General features: G+C 66.6%; 22 protein-coding genes and 1 pseudogene. All 23 read right to left on the minus strand.

All coding sequences use genetic code 11. From position 1 onward, the window contains the following. Nucleotides 1-904, minus strand: a 904-nt coding sequence (secY, locus tag RIE08_17600; GenBank protein ID MEQ8719426.1) for a preprotein translocase subunit SecY, incomplete at its 3' end; no start/stop codon positions are given. 39 nt (nucleotides 905-943) lie between these two features. Continuing rightward, complete coding sequence (rplO, locus tag RIE08_17605; GenBank protein ID MEQ8719427.1) at nucleotides 944-1,432, minus strand: 50S ribosomal protein L15; 489 nt, start codon at nucleotides 1,430-1,432, stop codon at nucleotides 944-946. After that, nucleotides 1,432-1,617, minus strand: a complete 186-nt coding sequence (rpmD, locus tag RIE08_17610; GenBank protein ID MEQ8719428.1) for a 50S ribosomal protein L30 — start codon at nucleotides 1,615-1,617, stop codon at nucleotides 1,432-1,434. Before rpmD ends, rplO begins: the two co-directional genes overlap by 1 nt. Continuing rightward, nucleotides 1,617-2,183, minus strand: a complete 567-nt coding sequence (rpsE, locus tag RIE08_17615) for a 30S ribosomal protein S5 (protein MEQ8719429.1) — start codon at nucleotides 2,181-2,183, stop codon at nucleotides 1,617-1,619. Before rpsE ends, rpmD begins: the two co-directional genes overlap by 1 nt. Next, nucleotides 2,183-2,548 (minus strand): 50S ribosomal protein L18, encoded by a 366-nt coding sequence (gene rplR / locus RIE08_17620; protein ID MEQ8719430.1) that lies wholly within the window; start codon nucleotides 2,546-2,548, stop codon nucleotides 2,183-2,185. The genes rpsE and rplR overlap by 1 nt, the downstream gene beginning before the upstream one ends. Nucleotides 2,549-2,553: 5 nt before the next feature. After that, nucleotides 2,554-3,093, minus strand: a complete 540-nt coding sequence (gene rplF, locus RIE08_17625; protein MEQ8719431.1) for a 50S ribosomal protein L6 — start codon at nucleotides 3,091-3,093, stop codon at nucleotides 2,554-2,556. Nucleotides 3,094-3,099: 6 nt separating this feature from the next. Continuing rightward, nucleotides 3,100-3,504, minus strand: a complete 405-nt coding sequence (gene rpsH, locus RIE08_17630) for a 30S ribosomal protein S8 (GenBank protein MEQ8719432.1) — start codon at nucleotides 3,502-3,504, stop codon at nucleotides 3,100-3,102. Between the two features lie 15 nt (nucleotides 3,505-3,519). Beyond that, nucleotides 3,520-3,705, minus strand: coding sequence for a type Z 30S ribosomal protein S14 (locus tag RIE08_17635; protein ID MEQ8719433.1), 186 nt, complete (start codon nucleotides 3,703-3,705; stop codon nucleotides 3,520-3,522). Nucleotides 3,706-3,719: 14 nt separating this feature from the next. Then, nucleotides 3,720-4,283 carry a 50S ribosomal protein L5 gene (gene rplE, locus RIE08_17640; GenBank protein MEQ8719434.1) on the minus strand — a complete coding sequence of 188 codons (564 nt, stop codon included), beginning with the start codon at nucleotides 4,281-4,283 and terminating at the stop codon, nucleotides 3,720-3,722. Further along, entirely contained in the window at nucleotides 4,280-4,609 is a 330-nt protein-coding gene (gene rplX / locus RIE08_17645; GenBank protein ID MEQ8719435.1) for a 50S ribosomal protein L24, read from the minus strand. Before rplX ends, rplE begins: the two co-directional genes overlap by 4 nt. After that, nucleotides 4,606-4,974 (minus strand): 50S ribosomal protein L14, encoded by a 369-nt coding sequence (gene rplN, locus RIE08_17650; protein ID MEQ8719436.1) that lies wholly within the window; start codon nucleotides 4,972-4,974, stop codon nucleotides 4,606-4,608. Before rplN ends, rplX begins: the two co-directional genes overlap by 4 nt. Nucleotides 4,975-4,981: 7 nt before the next feature. After that, nucleotides 4,982-5,257: a 30S ribosomal protein S17 gene (gene rpsQ, locus RIE08_17655; GenBank protein ID MEQ8719437.1), complete on the minus strand. Its 276-nt coding sequence runs from the start codon at nucleotides 5,255-5,257 to the stop codon at nucleotides 4,982-4,984. Beyond that, nucleotides 5,257-5,484: a 50S ribosomal protein L29 gene (rpmC, locus tag RIE08_17660; GenBank protein ID MEQ8719438.1), complete on the minus strand. Its 228-nt coding sequence runs from the start codon at nucleotides 5,482-5,484 to the stop codon at nucleotides 5,257-5,259. Before rpmC ends, rpsQ begins: the two co-directional genes overlap by 1 nt. Then, nucleotides 5,484-5,900 carry a 50S ribosomal protein L16 gene (gene rplP, locus RIE08_17665; GenBank protein ID MEQ8719439.1) on the minus strand — a complete coding sequence of 139 codons (417 nt, stop codon included), beginning with the start codon at nucleotides 5,898-5,900 and terminating at the stop codon, nucleotides 5,484-5,486. The genes rpmC and rplP overlap by 1 nt, the downstream gene beginning before the upstream one ends. Next, entirely contained in the window at nucleotides 5,900-6,826 is a 927-nt protein-coding gene (gene rpsC, locus RIE08_17670) for a 30S ribosomal protein S3 (protein ID MEQ8719440.1), read from the minus strand. The genes rplP and rpsC overlap by 1 nt, the downstream gene beginning before the upstream one ends. Before the next feature lie 425 nt (nucleotides 6,827-7,251). Beyond that, nucleotides 7,252-7,602, minus strand: a pseudogene (gene rplV, locus RIE08_17675) (50S ribosomal protein L22). Beyond that, entirely contained in the window at nucleotides 7,602-7,880 is a 279-nt protein-coding gene (gene rpsS / locus RIE08_17680; GenBank protein ID MEQ8719441.1) for a 30S ribosomal protein S19, read from the minus strand. The pseudogene rplV and the gene rpsS overlap by 1 nt, the downstream one beginning before the upstream one ends. Before the next feature lie 11 nt (nucleotides 7,881-7,891). Continuing rightward, nucleotides 7,892-8,728 (minus strand): 50S ribosomal protein L2, encoded by an 837-nt coding sequence (gene rplB / locus RIE08_17685; protein ID MEQ8719442.1) that lies wholly within the window; start codon nucleotides 8,726-8,728, stop codon nucleotides 7,892-7,894. Between the two features lie 2 nt (nucleotides 8,729-8,730). Continuing rightward, entirely contained in the window at nucleotides 8,731-9,021 is a 291-nt protein-coding gene (gene rplW / locus RIE08_17690; GenBank protein ID MEQ8719443.1) for a 50S ribosomal protein L23, read from the minus strand. Further along, nucleotides 9,018-9,857, minus strand: a complete 840-nt coding sequence (rplD, locus tag RIE08_17695) for a 50S ribosomal protein L4 (protein MEQ8719444.1) — start codon at nucleotides 9,855-9,857, stop codon at nucleotides 9,018-9,020. The genes rplW and rplD overlap by 4 nt, the downstream gene beginning before the upstream one ends. A 1-nt stretch (nucleotide 9,858) precedes the next feature. Continuing rightward, on the minus strand, nucleotides 9,859-10,500 hold the full coding sequence (gene rplC / locus RIE08_17700) for a 50S ribosomal protein L3 (GenBank protein MEQ8719445.1): 642 nt from the start codon (nucleotides 10,498-10,500) through the stop codon (nucleotides 9,859-9,861). Between the two features lie 352 nt (nucleotides 10,501-10,852). Beyond that, complete coding sequence (rpsJ, locus tag RIE08_17705) at nucleotides 10,853-11,173, minus strand: 30S ribosomal protein S10 (protein ID MEQ8719446.1); 321 nt, start codon at nucleotides 11,171-11,173, stop codon at nucleotides 10,853-10,855. Nucleotides 11,174-11,190: 17 nt separating this feature from the next. Then, nucleotides 11,191-12,381: an elongation factor Tu gene (tuf, locus tag RIE08_17710; GenBank protein ID MEQ8719447.1), complete on the minus strand. Its 1,191-nt coding sequence runs from the start codon at nucleotides 12,379-12,381 to the stop codon at nucleotides 11,191-11,193. Between the last annotated feature and the right edge of the window lie 15 nt (nucleotides 12,382-12,396).

The following is a 12,396-nucleotide window of genomic DNA, read 5'->3' on the forward strand; positions in this document are numbered from 1 at the left end:
CACCCCACCCGTCGTTGGGAAGGACCACTGCGATCAGCTGAGGCAGGTAGAGCACCGAGCTGGCGAAGATGATCGGGATGACGCCCGACTGGTTGACCTTGAGCGGGATGTACGTGGAACCACCGGTGGTCATCCGTCGACCGACGACCCGCTTCGCGAACTGCACGGGAATGCGGCGCTGACCCTGCTCGACGAACACGATGGCCACGAGCAGCAGGACATACATCACCAGCACACCGACGAGGGCGTCCCAACCGGAGTTGGCCTGCACCAGGCTGAGCTGGCTCGGCAGGACCGCCACGACCGACGCGAAGATGATGATGGACATCCCGTTGCCGATGCCGCGCTGGGTGACGAGCTCACCCATCCACATCAGCAGCGCCGTCCCCGCGGTCAACGTGAACACGACCAGGGCGACGCGCGGGGCCGTGAAGTTGGGCAGGAGGTCAGGCAGACCGCCCGATCCGCCGAGCCCGCCGCCCCCCTCGTGGAAGAGGAATGCGAATCCCGTCGCCTGCACGAGCCCGATGCCGATGGTGCCGTAGCGGGTCCACTGGTTGATCTTGCGCTGGCCGACCGCTCCCTGTTGTTGCCACTGCTCCACGCGGGGGATCACGACGCCGAGAATCTGCATGATGATCGACGCGGTGATGTAGGGGAAGATCCCCAGCGAGAAGATCGCGAACTGCGTGAGCGCCCCGCCCGAGAACAGCTGGAGGAAGTTGAGCACCCCGCCGTCCTCGGCCTGCTCCTGCAACGGTCGGATCGCGTCGAAGTTGATACCCGGCGCAGGGATGAACGCCCCGATCCGGTACATCACGATCACGCCGACCGTGAACAGGATCTTGTTGCGCAGGTCGGGGATCCGACCGACGTTCGCCACGTTGCGCAAGGTCGTGAGCACTCGAAGAACTCCTCTGCTGTGGTCCCGGAAGCCCCGGGGTCAGCGGTTGGTGTGGGCGTTTCCCTTGGCTGGCGGACGGCGATCGCCCCAGGGCAGGGGTAGCACCTCGACGGTACCCCCCGCCGCGGTGATGGCGGATTCGGCCGACGCGGAGAACGCATGCGCCTTCACGGTGACGGCCCGGTCGATCTCGCCACGGCCGAGCACCTTGACGAGGACGTCCTTGCCGATCAGGCCCTTGGAACGCAGCGCCTCGGGCGTCACGTCGTCGAGGCCCGACTCGCTGATCGTGTCCAGGTTGATCGCCTGGTACTCGACGCGGAACGGGTTGGTGAAGCCGCGCAGCTTGGGCACGCGCTTGAACAGCGGCATCTGGCCGCCCTCGAAGCCGACGGGCACCTTCGAACGCGCCTTCTGTCCCTTGTGGCCGCGACCGGCGGTCTTGCCGCCCTTTCCGCCGATACCGCGCGCGACCCGCTTGGGCCGCTTGCGGGAACCCTCGGCGGGCACCAGATCGTGGATCTTCATCAGTCTTCGACCTCTTCGGACTCGACGAGATGCCGGACCTTGCGAATCATCCCGCGGATCTCGGGACGGTCGGGCAGTGTGTTGTTCTTTCCGATGCGGCCGAGACCCAGGGCCCGCAGCGTGCCGCGCTGTTTGGGCTTGGTCCCGATCGCCGACCGGATCTGGGTGACACGCAGGGCCATGATCAGGCCCCCCGCGCCGCGCGGGCCTCGCGCTCGGACTCACGGTAGGCGTCGAGCAGGCCCTTGGGAATGAACTCGACCGGGTCGAGTCCGCGCAGTCGACCGATCTCGTCGGGACGCTTGAGCGCACGCAGGCCGGCGATCGTCGCACGTGCGACGTTGATGTGGTTGGCCGAACCGAGCGACTTGCACAGGACGTCGTGGATGCCGGCCTCTTCGAGGATGGCGCGGGCCGCACCACCGGCGATGACGCCGGTACCCGGTGCGGCGGGCTTGAGCATGACCCGGCCCGCACCGAGCTCGCCGATGACGGGATGCACGATCGTCGAACCGGCCATCGGAACCGCGAACAGCTCCTGCTTGGCCTCCTCGGTGCCCTTCTGGATCGCGAGGGGCACCTCCTTGGCCTTCCCGTAACCGAGGCCGACGCGTCCGGCGCCGTCACCGATCACGACCAGCGCCGTGAACGAGAAACGACGACCGCCCTTGACGACCTTCGCGACGCGGTTGATGTTGATGACCCGCGAGTCGCGGAGCTGTCCCTCGTTGGGGATGTCTCTGTTACTCATCAGAACTCCAGTCCGGCATCACGGGCCGCGTCGGCCAGTGCTGCGATACGGCCGTGGTAGCGGTAGCCGCCCCGGTCGAAGACGACCTTTTCGATACCGGCGGCCTTGGCCCGCTCGGCGACGAGGGTGCCGAGTTGTGTCGCTCCCTCGAGGGTGGCGGTGGGACCGTCGCGCAGGGCGGCCTCACGTGTCGACGCCGACACGAGGGTCCGACCCTCGATGTCGTCGATGATCTGGACGACCATGTGACGGTTCGAGCGGTAGACCGACAGACGTGGACGGTCCGGCGTGCCCCGCAGCTTCTTGCGGACACGGCGGTGACGGCGCAGTCGGCTCTGACGTCGGGTTGCGGAGATGTCACTCATGACGCTCACTTACCTGCCTTGCCGGCCTTACGGATGACCCGCTCGCCTGCGTAGCGGATGCCCTTGCCCTTGTAGGGCTCGGGCTTGCGCAGCGAACGGATCTCGGCGGCCACCTGGCCGACCTTCTGCTTGTCGATGCCGACCACGGTGATCTGGGTCGGGAGGGGGACCTCGAAGGTGACCCCGTCGGGGGCTTTGATCTCCACCGGATGGCTGAAGCCGAGTTGGAGCTCGAGGGCGTCGGAACCCTTGGCCTGCGCCCGGTAACCGACACCGTGGATCTCGAGGTTCTTGGTGAACCCCTCGGAGACGCCGGTGACCATGTTGGCGACGAGGGCACGGGTCAGGCCGTGCAGTGCGCGTGCCTCGCGCTCCTCCACCGAGCGCTCGACGACGACGGTGTCCTCGTCGACGCGCACGACGATCGTCGGCGCGACGTCCAGATCGAGTGACCCCTTCGGGCCCTCGACCTTCACGTGCGCGCCCGTGACGTCGACCTTGACGCCCGAAGGGATGGGGATGGGTGCTCTACCGATGCGTGACATGGCGACCTACCAGACGTAACAGAGGACTTCGCCGCCCACGCGGCGCTTGCGCGCCTCGCGGTCGGACATGAGTCCTCTGCTGGTCGAGACGACGGCGACACCGATGCCACCGAGGACGCGGGGCACGCCGTCGGCCTTGGTGTACACCCGCAGGCCGGGCTTGGAGATCCGCTTGATACCGGAGATGACGCGCTCGCGCTCGGGCGAGTACTTCATGTCGATGGTCAGCGTCTTGCCCGGACCGTCGGTGCGGTCCGCTGTGCGGAAGTCGGTGATGTAACCCTCGCGCTTGAGGACCTCGGCGAGAGATTCCTTGAGCTTCGAGGACGGCATGGTGACGTCATCGTGCATCGCCACATTGGCGTTGCGGATGCGGGTCAGCATGTCGGCGACGGGATCAGTCATTGACATATCAGCGCGACCTCCTCACCAGCTGGCCTTGGTGACACCGGGCAATTCGCCCGCGTGGGCGAGTTCCCGGAGGCAGATCCGGCACAGTCCGAACTTGCGGTACACCGCACGTGACCGGCCGCACTTGCGACACCGGCTGTACGCGCGGACCTTGAACTTCGGTGTGCGCTGCTGCTTGTTGATGAGGGCTTTCTTTGCCATCTCGGGCGTCGTCCTCAGTCTCGGCGGAAGGGGAAGTCGAGAGCGGTGAGCAGAGCCCGGCCCTCGTCGTCGGTCGTGGCGGTGGTCACGAGAGTGATGTCCATACCCCGGGTCGTGTCGACATCGTCGTAGTCGATCTCGGGGAAGATCAGTTGCTCGGTGACACCGAAGGTGTAGTTGCCGTTCCCGTCGAATGACCGGTTCGGCAGACCACGGAAGTCCCGGATACGGGGAATGGCGAGCGTCACGAGGCGGTCGTAGAACTCCCACATGCGTGTCCCGCGCATCGTGACCTTGGCACCGATCGGCACACCCTCACGGAGTCGGAAGCCGGCGATCGACTTCTTTGCCCGGGTCTGGATGGGCTGTTGGCCGGTGATCTTGGTCAGATCCGCGACGGCGCCTTCGAGGAGCCGGGCGGACTGCGTGGCCTCGCCGACGCCGATGTTGATGACGATCTTCGTCAGCGTCGGGACCTGCATGATGTTGGCGATCTCGAGATCGTCTTTGAGTTGCTGACGGATCTCGTTGACGAACCGCTCCTTGTAGCGCGGCGTGCGCTCGGTTGCGGTGCTCATGGGATGTCCACCCCCGTGCGCTTGCAGATGCGTACCTTCGTGCCGTCGCCGTCGAAGCGGAAGCCGACGCGGGTCGCCTTGCCGTCACCGGGGCTCACGACCGCCACCCGCGAGACGGGCATGGGCATGTCCTTGTCGATGATCCCGCCCTGCATGGCGTCACGTGCTCCGGCGGCGCCCGGCTTCTGGTGCTTGCGCACCACGTTGACGCCGTCGACGATCACGGTGCCGGCGCGAGGGTCGACCGCGGACACGACGCCTTCGCGGCCACGGTCCTTGCCGGCGAGAACGATGACGCGGTCACCCTTGCGGATCTTCGCCATCAGAGCACCTCCGGAGCGAGTGAGACGATGCGCATGAACTGCTTCTCACGCAGCTCACGACCGACCGGGCCGAAGATGCGCGTGCCACGCGGCTGACTCTGGTCGTTGATGAGGACGGCGGCGTTGTCGTCGAAGCGGATGTAGCTGCCGTCGGGGCGGCGGCGTTCCTTGCGGGTCCGCACCACGACGCACTTCACGACGTCACCGCGCTTGACGGCGGCGCCGGGCAGGGCGTCTTTGACCGTGGCGACGAAGATGTCACCGATCGATGCGTACCGGCGCTTGGAGCCACCGAGAACCTTGATGCACAGAACCTCGCGGGCGCCGGAGTTGTCGGCGACGCGCAGGCGTGTCTCCTGTTGGATCATCGGGAGATCACCGTGCCCTTTCGAGGATCTCGACGAGACGCCAGCGCTTGTTCTTCGACAAGGGACGGGTCTCGGCGACACGGACACGATCGCCCTCGCGCAGCGTGTTCTCCTCGTCATGGACGTAGAGACGCTTCTCGCGCTGGACTGTCTTGTTGTAACGACGGTGCCGGACACGGTCGATGGTCGCGACGACGACGGTCTTGTCCATCTTGACGGACACGACCACCCCCTCACGGACCTTGCGCGCGTTCGGCCGCGTCTCGGCGGCTTCGGAAGCCATCAGCTGATCTCCTCGTGCTCGACGGCCTCGGCCGCCTCGATCTCGCGCTCGCGCAGCTCGGTCATGAGCCGCGCGACGTGGCGACGGACCTGGCCGAGACGGGCGTTGTTGTCGAGCTGACCGGTCACGTTCTGGAACCGGAGGTTCAACAGGTCGTCCTTGGCCTCATCGAGTGCGGCGACGAGATCCGCGTCCGACATCGACTCGAGTGCGTTGGAGCGTGCCATCAGAAACCCTCCCGACGTTCGACGAAACGGGCCTTGATCGGCAGCTTCTGAATCGCCCGCTCGATTGCGGCGCGAGCCACCGCGGGGTCGTTGTAGTCCAGCTCGAAGAGGATCCGGCCGGGCTTGACGACCGCGACCCACATCTCCGGGTTGCCCTTGCCCGAACCCATCCGGGTCTCGGCGGGCTTCTGGGTGACGGGCTTGTCCGGGAACACGTTGATCCAGACCTTGCCGCCACGCTTGATGTGACGTGTCATGGCGATACGCGCGGCCTCGATCTGGCGGGCGGTGATCCACCCCGGCTCGAGAGCCTGGATCCCGTAGGCGCCGAACGTGACCTCGGTACCCCCCTTGGAGGCACCCTTCATGCGACCGCGCTGCTGCTTGCGGTGACGCACCTTCTTCGGCATCAGCATCAGTCGGCCTCCCCTGGGCGGAAGTGCGGCGTCTCGCCCTTGTCCTTGGAGGCGCGCTCGATCTCCTCTTCCTGCTCGAGGAGTCGCTCGAATTCGGCGTCGGCTTCTTTGACGAGCGGCTTGAGTTCCGGCTCCTCGGTGGGGGCGTCGGGCTGCTCGGGGGCCTCGTCCTTGTTCGTCTCGGGGCGCCCACGCGCCGCCGAGGACACGACCGGGCGCGGCTTGGTCTGCCCCGAGGTCTCCCCGACGGCCATCGCGGCCTCCATGGAGATCTTGTCCTCGGCCTGGGTCTTGTAGGGAAGGATCTGACCCTTGTAGATCCAGACCTTCACACCGATGCGACCGGCGCTCGTGTGGGCCTCACGCAGGCCGTAGTCGATGTCGGCGCGCAGCGTGTGGAGAGGGACACGACCCTCGCGGTACCACTCGGTGCGCGACATCTCCGAACCGCCGAGACGACCCGAACACTGGACCCGGATGCCCTGGGCGCCGGCCTTCTGTGCGTTCTGCACGGCGCGCTTCATGGCACGTCGGAAGGCGACACGGCCGGCCAACTGGTCGGCGATCCCCTGGGCGATCAGCGCGGCGTCGAGCTCGGGCTGCTTGATCTCCTGGATGTTCAGCTGGACGCGGTGGTTGCCGGTGATCTCGGTGAGACCGGCACGCAGGCGGTCGGCCTCGCTGCCACGGCGACCGATGACGATGCCCGGACGCGCTGTGTGCACGTCGATCCGGAGCCGGTCACGGGTTCGCTCCACCTCGATACGGCTGATCGCGGCGTGCGGAAGCTGCGTCATCAGGTAGTCGCGGATCTTCCAGTCCTCGATCACGAAGTCCTGGTACTCCTGCCGGGTGGCGAACCACCGCGACTTCCAGTCCGTGGTGACACCGAGGCGGAAGCCGTACGGATTGACCTTCTGTCCCATTACTTCTCGTCCTCGGTGTCGTCCTCAGTGGCCTCGGATTCGGCTTCGGCGGAGGCCTCGACGTCGGCTTCGCCTTCGGCGGAGCCGCCCGCCTCGGTCTCACCCTCCTCGTCGACTGTGTCGTCGTCGAGGTTCACGTCGATGTCGTCGATCTCCGCGAGTGTCGCCTTGCGTTCCTCGGTCACCCGGTCCTCGACGAGTTCCTTCGCGAGTTCCTGGGCCTGCGCCTCGACATCCACCTCGGCGTCCTCGGCGGACTCGTCCGCCTCGTCGTCGTGGTCGTGGTCGTGAGCCGCCGCTTCGCGATCTTCGTCACGCTTGCGGCTACGGGCGACGCGCTGACGTCGCGCCTCGGCGGCCGCGACGCTCGCACCTCTGCTGCCTTCACGTTCGGAGAGCGCTTCGAGCTGCTCGGGCGTGTAGCGGGCGACGATGATCGTGATGTGACAGGTCCGCTTGCGGATGCGGGTGGCGCGGCCGCGGGCACGGGGACGCCAGCGCTTGAGGGTCGGTCCTTCGTCGGCGTAGCACGCCGCGACGAACAGTTCCTCCGCGGGGATCCCGTCGTTGTGCTCGGCGTTCGCGACGGCTGAGTCCAGGCACTTGCCGATCACATCGGAGACCCGGCGCTCCGAGAAGGTCAGGATCTCGCTGGCCCGTCCGTAGGACTCCCCACGGATGAGGTCCAGAATCTCACGGGCCTTGTAGGCCGACACCCGCGCGTGGCGTACGACGGAGCGGGTGCCCGGTCGCTCATTGGTCTTGGGACCGGTCATCAGCGCCGACCCCCTCGCTCCTGGCCGGCGTGGAACTTGAAGGTCCGCGTCGGGGCGAACTCACCGAGCTTGTGACCGACCATCGACTCGGTAATGTAGACGGGCACGTGCTTGCGTCCGTCGTGGACGGCGAGGGTGTGCCCGACCATGTCGGGGATGATCGTCGAACGGCGCGACCAGGTCTTGACGACCCGCTTCTCGCCCGACTCGTTGAGTGCGTCGATCTTCTTCAGCAGGTGCCCGTCGACGAACGGACCCTTCTTGAGGCTGCGTGGCATCGGCTCGACTCCTACCGGCGCTTGCCGCGCGAACGGCGACGACGGACGATCATCTTCTCGGACTGCTTCTTGCGGTTGCGGGTCCGGCCCTCGGGCTGGCCCCACGGCGAGACCGGGTGACGACCACCGGACGTCTTGCCTTCGCCACCGCCATGGGGGTGGTCGACCGGGTTCATGGCCACGCCGCGTGTCTGGGGGCGCTTGCCCTTCCAGCGGTTGCGGCCGGCCTTACCGATCTTGACGAGCTCGTGCTCGGAGTTGCCGACGACACCGACGGTGGCGCGACAGTCGATCGGAACGCGACGCATCTCCGACGAGGGGAGGCGCAAGGTGGCGTGATCGCCCTCCTTGGCCACGAGCTGGACGCTGACACCGGCGCTGCGGGCCATCTTGGCGCCCGCTCCCGGCTTGAGTTCGACGGCGTGGATGACGGTACCCACGGGGATGTAGCGCAGCGGCAGCGCGTTACCGGGCTTCACCTCGGCGGCGGGGCCGTTCTCGAGCACGTCGCCGACGGTGATGTTGGCCGGGGCGAGGATGTAGCGCTTCTCGCCGTCGTGGTAGTGCAGGAGCGCGATCCGACAGGTGCGGTTCGGGTCGTACTCGATGGCAGCGACCGACGCCGGCACGCCGTCCTTGTTACGACGGAAATCCACCTGGCGGTACTGACGCTTGTGTCCGCCGCCACGGTGGCGGGCGGTCTTGCGACCCTTGTTGTTGCGACCACCGGTGCGGTGGCGCGGCTCCAGAAGTCCACGCTCGGGCTTGTCCCGGGTCACATCGGAGAAGTCGTGACCGGTCTGGAACCGGCGACCCGGGCTGGTCGGCTTACGCCGTCGGATGGCCATCACTACACCTCGAACAGTTCGATCGAGTCACCCTCGACGAGGGTGACCATGGCGCGCTTGGTGTCCCGGCGCTTGCCGAAGGTGCCGTCGCGCCGGTTGCGGATTCGCTTGCCCTTGCGGTTGGCCGTGTTCACCTTGACGACGGACACGCCGAACACCGTCTCGACGGCGTCGCGGATCTCGGGCTTGGATGCGTCGGGGTGGACGAGGAACGTGTAGACGTTGGCCTCGAGCAGCCCGTAGGACTTCTCGGAGACGACCGGCTCCTGGATGACGTCGCGTGGGTCTCTCACTCTTCGTCATCCTCACTGTCGCTGGAATCCCCGGTGTCCTCGCCGCCTTCGGCAGACCCGCCCAACTCGTCGTCACCTTCGGCATCGGCGGTGTCGCTGCCGGAGGCAGACCCGCCCAACTCGTCGTCACCTTCGGCATCGGCGGTGTCGTCACCACCGGTCTCCCCTCGGTCGGGGGACTCCTCGATCACCGCTTCCGCCACAGCCGGCGCAGCAGTGGCAGCGACATCCGAGGTCGGTAGCGCCGCCCGGGTGAACACGACGACGTCGCTCACGAGGACGTCGTAGGTGTTCAACTGGTCGGCCGTGAGGACATGGACCTCGGGGATGTTGCGGAAGCTCAGCCACGCGGTCTCGTCGCTGCGGTCGATCACCACGAGCACACGACCCTCGGCGCCGATCGCCGCGAGCTTCTTGCGCGCCTCGCCCGTCTTCGGCGAGTCGAAGCCCCAGTCGTCGATGATCACGACCTTGCCGTCGGCGGCACGGTCCGACAGGGCGCTGCGCAGCGCGAGGCGCTTCATCTTCTTGGGAGTCTTCTGGGCGTAGCTGCGGGGCTTGGGCCCGAGGGCCACGCCACCACCACGCCACTGCGGCGACCGGATCGAACCCTGACGGGCCCGACCGGTGCCCTTCTGCTTCCAGGGCTTCGCCCCACCACCACGCACCTCGGCGCGGGTCTTGGTGGACTGGGTACCGCTGCGCTTGGCGGCGAGTTGAGCGGTGACCACCTGGTGCATCACGGGGATGTTCGGCTCGATGCCGAAGATCTCCTCATCGAGATCGACGGTGCCGACGTCGGAACCGCTGGCGGACTTCACGGCGACGCTGGGCATGTCAGCGGACTCCCTTGATCGCATCGCGGACCACGACGGTGCCACCACGGGGGCCGGGGACCGACCCCTTGACCAGCAGGAGGCTGTTCTCGGCATCGGAGCGGGCCACGGTCAGGTTCAGCGTGGTCACCTTCTCGCCACCGGAACGACCAGGCATCTTCTTGCCACGGAAGACGCGGGCGGGGGTGGCGCACTGGCCGACGGCGCCGGGCTTGCGGTGGGTCTTGTGGACGCCATGGGAGGCGCCTACGCCGCTGAAGCCGTGACGCTTCATCGCACCGGTGAAGCCCTTACCGCGACTAACCGCGGTCACGTCGACGAGATCGCCGTCGGAGAGTACGTCGACCGAGAGAGACTGACCGACCTCGAAGCCACCGACGTCATCGAGACGGAGCTCCACCAGGCCGACGCCGGGGTCGACGCCCGCCTTGTCGAAGTGGCCCATCTCGGGCTTGTTGAACTTGCCCGGATCACGTTCGCCCCAGGTGACCTGCACGGCGCTGTAGCCGTCGGTCTCGGGGCGCTTGATCTGGACGATGCGGCAGGGCGAGACGCGGAGAACCGTCACCGGGACGACGCGGTTCTCGTCGTCCCAGATCTGTGTCATCCCCAGCTTCTCGCCGACGATCGCTCTGGTCGCCATCTCGGGCTCTTCCTCGTTCGAAGTTGACTCGGGCGGGCTGATTGGAACCCGCTCACGCGAACGCTCCGCACAGGCATGCCTGGCGGAGCGCTTATCGGTTGTGCCGTGTGGTGCCCGGAGGCCTGCACGGACGTCGGTTGGACGCTTCGTCGTCCGGACGCAGGTTGCCGATTGAGCGGCTCGCCCGGTGGACCGGTTCACTGTAGCGCCCGGGCCCCGCCACACCAACCGGCGACAGAACCTCGCCCGGCATGGCGCCGTCGGGGCGGGACGGTCCGCCGAAGGCGGCGACAGAACGGCGAAGGGCGCCGCCCGGAGGCGACGCCCTTCACATCAGAATGTGTGCGACAAGCTAGGCCTGCTGGATCTTGATCTCGATGTCGACGCCGGCAGGCAGATCGAGCCGCTGGAGTGAATCGACCGTCTTGGGCGACGGCTCGAGGATGTCCAACAGACGCTTGTGCACCCGCATCTCGAAGTGCTCGCGGCTGTCCTTGTCCTTGAACGGCCCCCGGATCACCGTGAAACGGTGCTTGTCGGTGGGCAGCGGCACCGGCCCCTTGACGATCGCCTGGGTGCGCTTGACCGTCTCGACGATCTTCTTCGTCGACTGGTCGATGATCTCGTGATCGTACGCCTTCAGGCGGATGCGGATCTTCTGGCCGGTTGCCATGTTCGTCGTGTCTCCGACTACTCGAGGATCTTCGTGACGGCGCCGGCACCCACGGTGCGGCCGCCTTCGCGGATGGCGAAACGCAGACCCTCGTCCATGGCGATCGGAGCGATCAGCTCGACCGTCATCTGGGTGTTGTCACCGGGCATGCACATCTCGGTGCCCTCGGGCAGGTCGATCGTGCCGGTGATGTCGGTGGTCCGGAAGTAGAACTGGGGTCGGTAGTTGGAGAAGAACGGCTTGTGACGGCCGCCCTCTTCCTTGTTGAGGACGTAGACCTCGGCCTCGAACTTGGTGTGCGGCGTGATCGAGCCGGGCTTGGCGAGGACCTGGCCACGCTGCACCTGCTCCTTGTCGATACCACGGAGCAGGGTTCCGACGTTGTCGCCGGCCTGGCCCTGGTCCAGCAGCTTGCGGAACATCGCGACGCCGGTACACGTCGTGGTCTGCGTGGGCTTGATGCACACGATCTCGATCTCGTCGCCGGTGTGGACGATGCCCTGCTCGATCTTGCCGGTGACGACGGTGCCGCGTCCGGTGATGGAGAAGACGTCCTCGATCGGCATGAGGAACGGCTTGTCGATCTCACGCTCGGGCTCGGGGATGTAGGAGTCGACCTCGTTCATGAGGGTCACGATCTGCTCGGCGGCAGCCTCGTCACCTTCGAGTGCCTTCAGCGCCGACACCGGGATGATCGGCGTGTCGTCGCCGGGGAAGTCGTACTCACTGAGAAGCTCGCGCACCTCGAGTTCGACGAGCTCGATGAGCTCCTCGTCGTCGACCATGTCCACCTTGTTCAGCGCCACGATGATCTTGGGGACGCCGACCTGACGGGCGAGCAGAACGTGCTCACGGGTCTGGGGCATCGGACCGTCGGCCGCCGAGACCACGAGGATCGCACCGTCGACCTGGGCCGCGCCCGTGATCATGTTCTTGATGTAGTCGGCGTGACCCGGCATGTCGACGTGCGCATAGTGGCGTGCGTCGGTCTCGTACTCGACGTGGCTCACGTTGATCGTGATACCACGCTCGCGTTCCTCGGGAGCCTTGTCGATGTTCGCGAACTCCGTGAACGAGGTGGAGTCCGGATTCCTGTCCGACAGGACCTTCGTGATGGCCGCGGTCAGGGTTGTCTTGCCATGATCGATGTGACCCATGGTGCCGACGTTCACGTGCGGCTTGGTGCGCTCGAAAGTCGCCTTCGACATTGCTCTCTTCCTCGG

It is taken from the genome of Acidimicrobiales bacterium (genome assembly GCA_040219085.1).
GTDB lineage: Bacteria > Actinomycetota > Acidimicrobiia > Acidimicrobiales > JAVJTC01 > JAVJTC01.

Coding starts and splice junctions, on each gene's coding strand:
- rplC (MEQ8719445.1), bottom strand. CDS start 10,500: ATGGCGACCAGAGCGATCGTCGGCGAGAAGCTGGGGATGACACAGATC.
- rpmC (MEQ8719438.1), bottom strand. CDS start 5,484: ATGGCACGCTCCAACGCACTCGAGTCGATGTCGGACGCGGATCTCGTC.
- rplN (MEQ8719436.1), bottom strand. CDS start 4,974: ATGATCCAACAGGAGACACGCCTGCGCGTCGCCGACAACTCCGGCGCC.
- rpsS (MEQ8719441.1), bottom strand. CDS start 7,880: ATGCCACGCAGCCTCAAGAAGGGTCCGTTCGTCGACGGGCACCTGCTG.
- rplE (MEQ8719434.1), bottom strand. CDS start 4,283: ATGAGCACCGCAACCGAGCGCACGCCGCGCTACAAGGAGCGGTTCGTC.
- rpsJ (MEQ8719446.1), bottom strand. CDS start 11,173: ATGGCAACCGGCCAGAAGATCCGCATCCGCCTGAAGGCGTACGATCAC.
- rpsQ (MEQ8719437.1), bottom strand. CDS start 5,257: ATGGCTTCCGAAGCCGCCGAGACGCGGCCGAACGCGCGCAAGGTCCGT.
- rpsH (MEQ8719432.1), bottom strand. CDS start 3,504: ATGTCAATGACTGATCCCGTCGCCGACATGCTGACCCGCATCCGCAAC.
- RIE08_17635 (MEQ8719433.1), bottom strand. CDS start 3,705: ATGGCAAAGAAAGCCCTCATCAACAAGCAGCAGCGCACACCGAAGTTC.
- rpsE (MEQ8719429.1), bottom strand. CDS start 2,183: ATGAGTAACAGAGACATCCCCAACGAGGGACAGCTCCGCGACTCGCGG.
- rplB (MEQ8719442.1), bottom strand. CDS start 8,728: ATGGCCATCCGACGGCGTAAGCCGACCAGCCCGGGTCGCCGGTTCCAG.
- rpsC (MEQ8719440.1), bottom strand. CDS start 6,826: ATGGGACAGAAGGTCAATCCGTACGGCTTCCGCCTCGGTGTCACCACG.
- rplD (MEQ8719444.1), bottom strand. CDS start 9,857: ATGCCCAGCGTCGCCGTGAAGTCCGCCAGCGGTTCCGACGTCGGCACC.
- tuf (MEQ8719447.1), bottom strand. CDS start 12,381: ATGTCGAAGGCGACTTTCGAGCGCACCAAGCCGCACGTGAACGTCGGC.
- rplR (MEQ8719430.1), bottom strand. CDS start 2,548: ATGAGTGACATCTCCGCAACCCGACGTCAGAGCCGACTGCGCCGTCAC.
- rplP (MEQ8719439.1), bottom strand. CDS start 5,900: ATGCTGATGCCGAAGAAGGTGCGTCACCGCAAGCAGCAGCGCGGTCGC.
- rplF (MEQ8719431.1), bottom strand. CDS start 3,093: ATGTCACGCATCGGTAGAGCACCCATCCCCATCCCTTCGGGCGTCAAG.
- rplO (MEQ8719427.1), bottom strand. CDS start 1,432: ATGAAGATCCACGATCTGGTGCCCGCCGAGGGTTCCCGCAAGCGGCCC.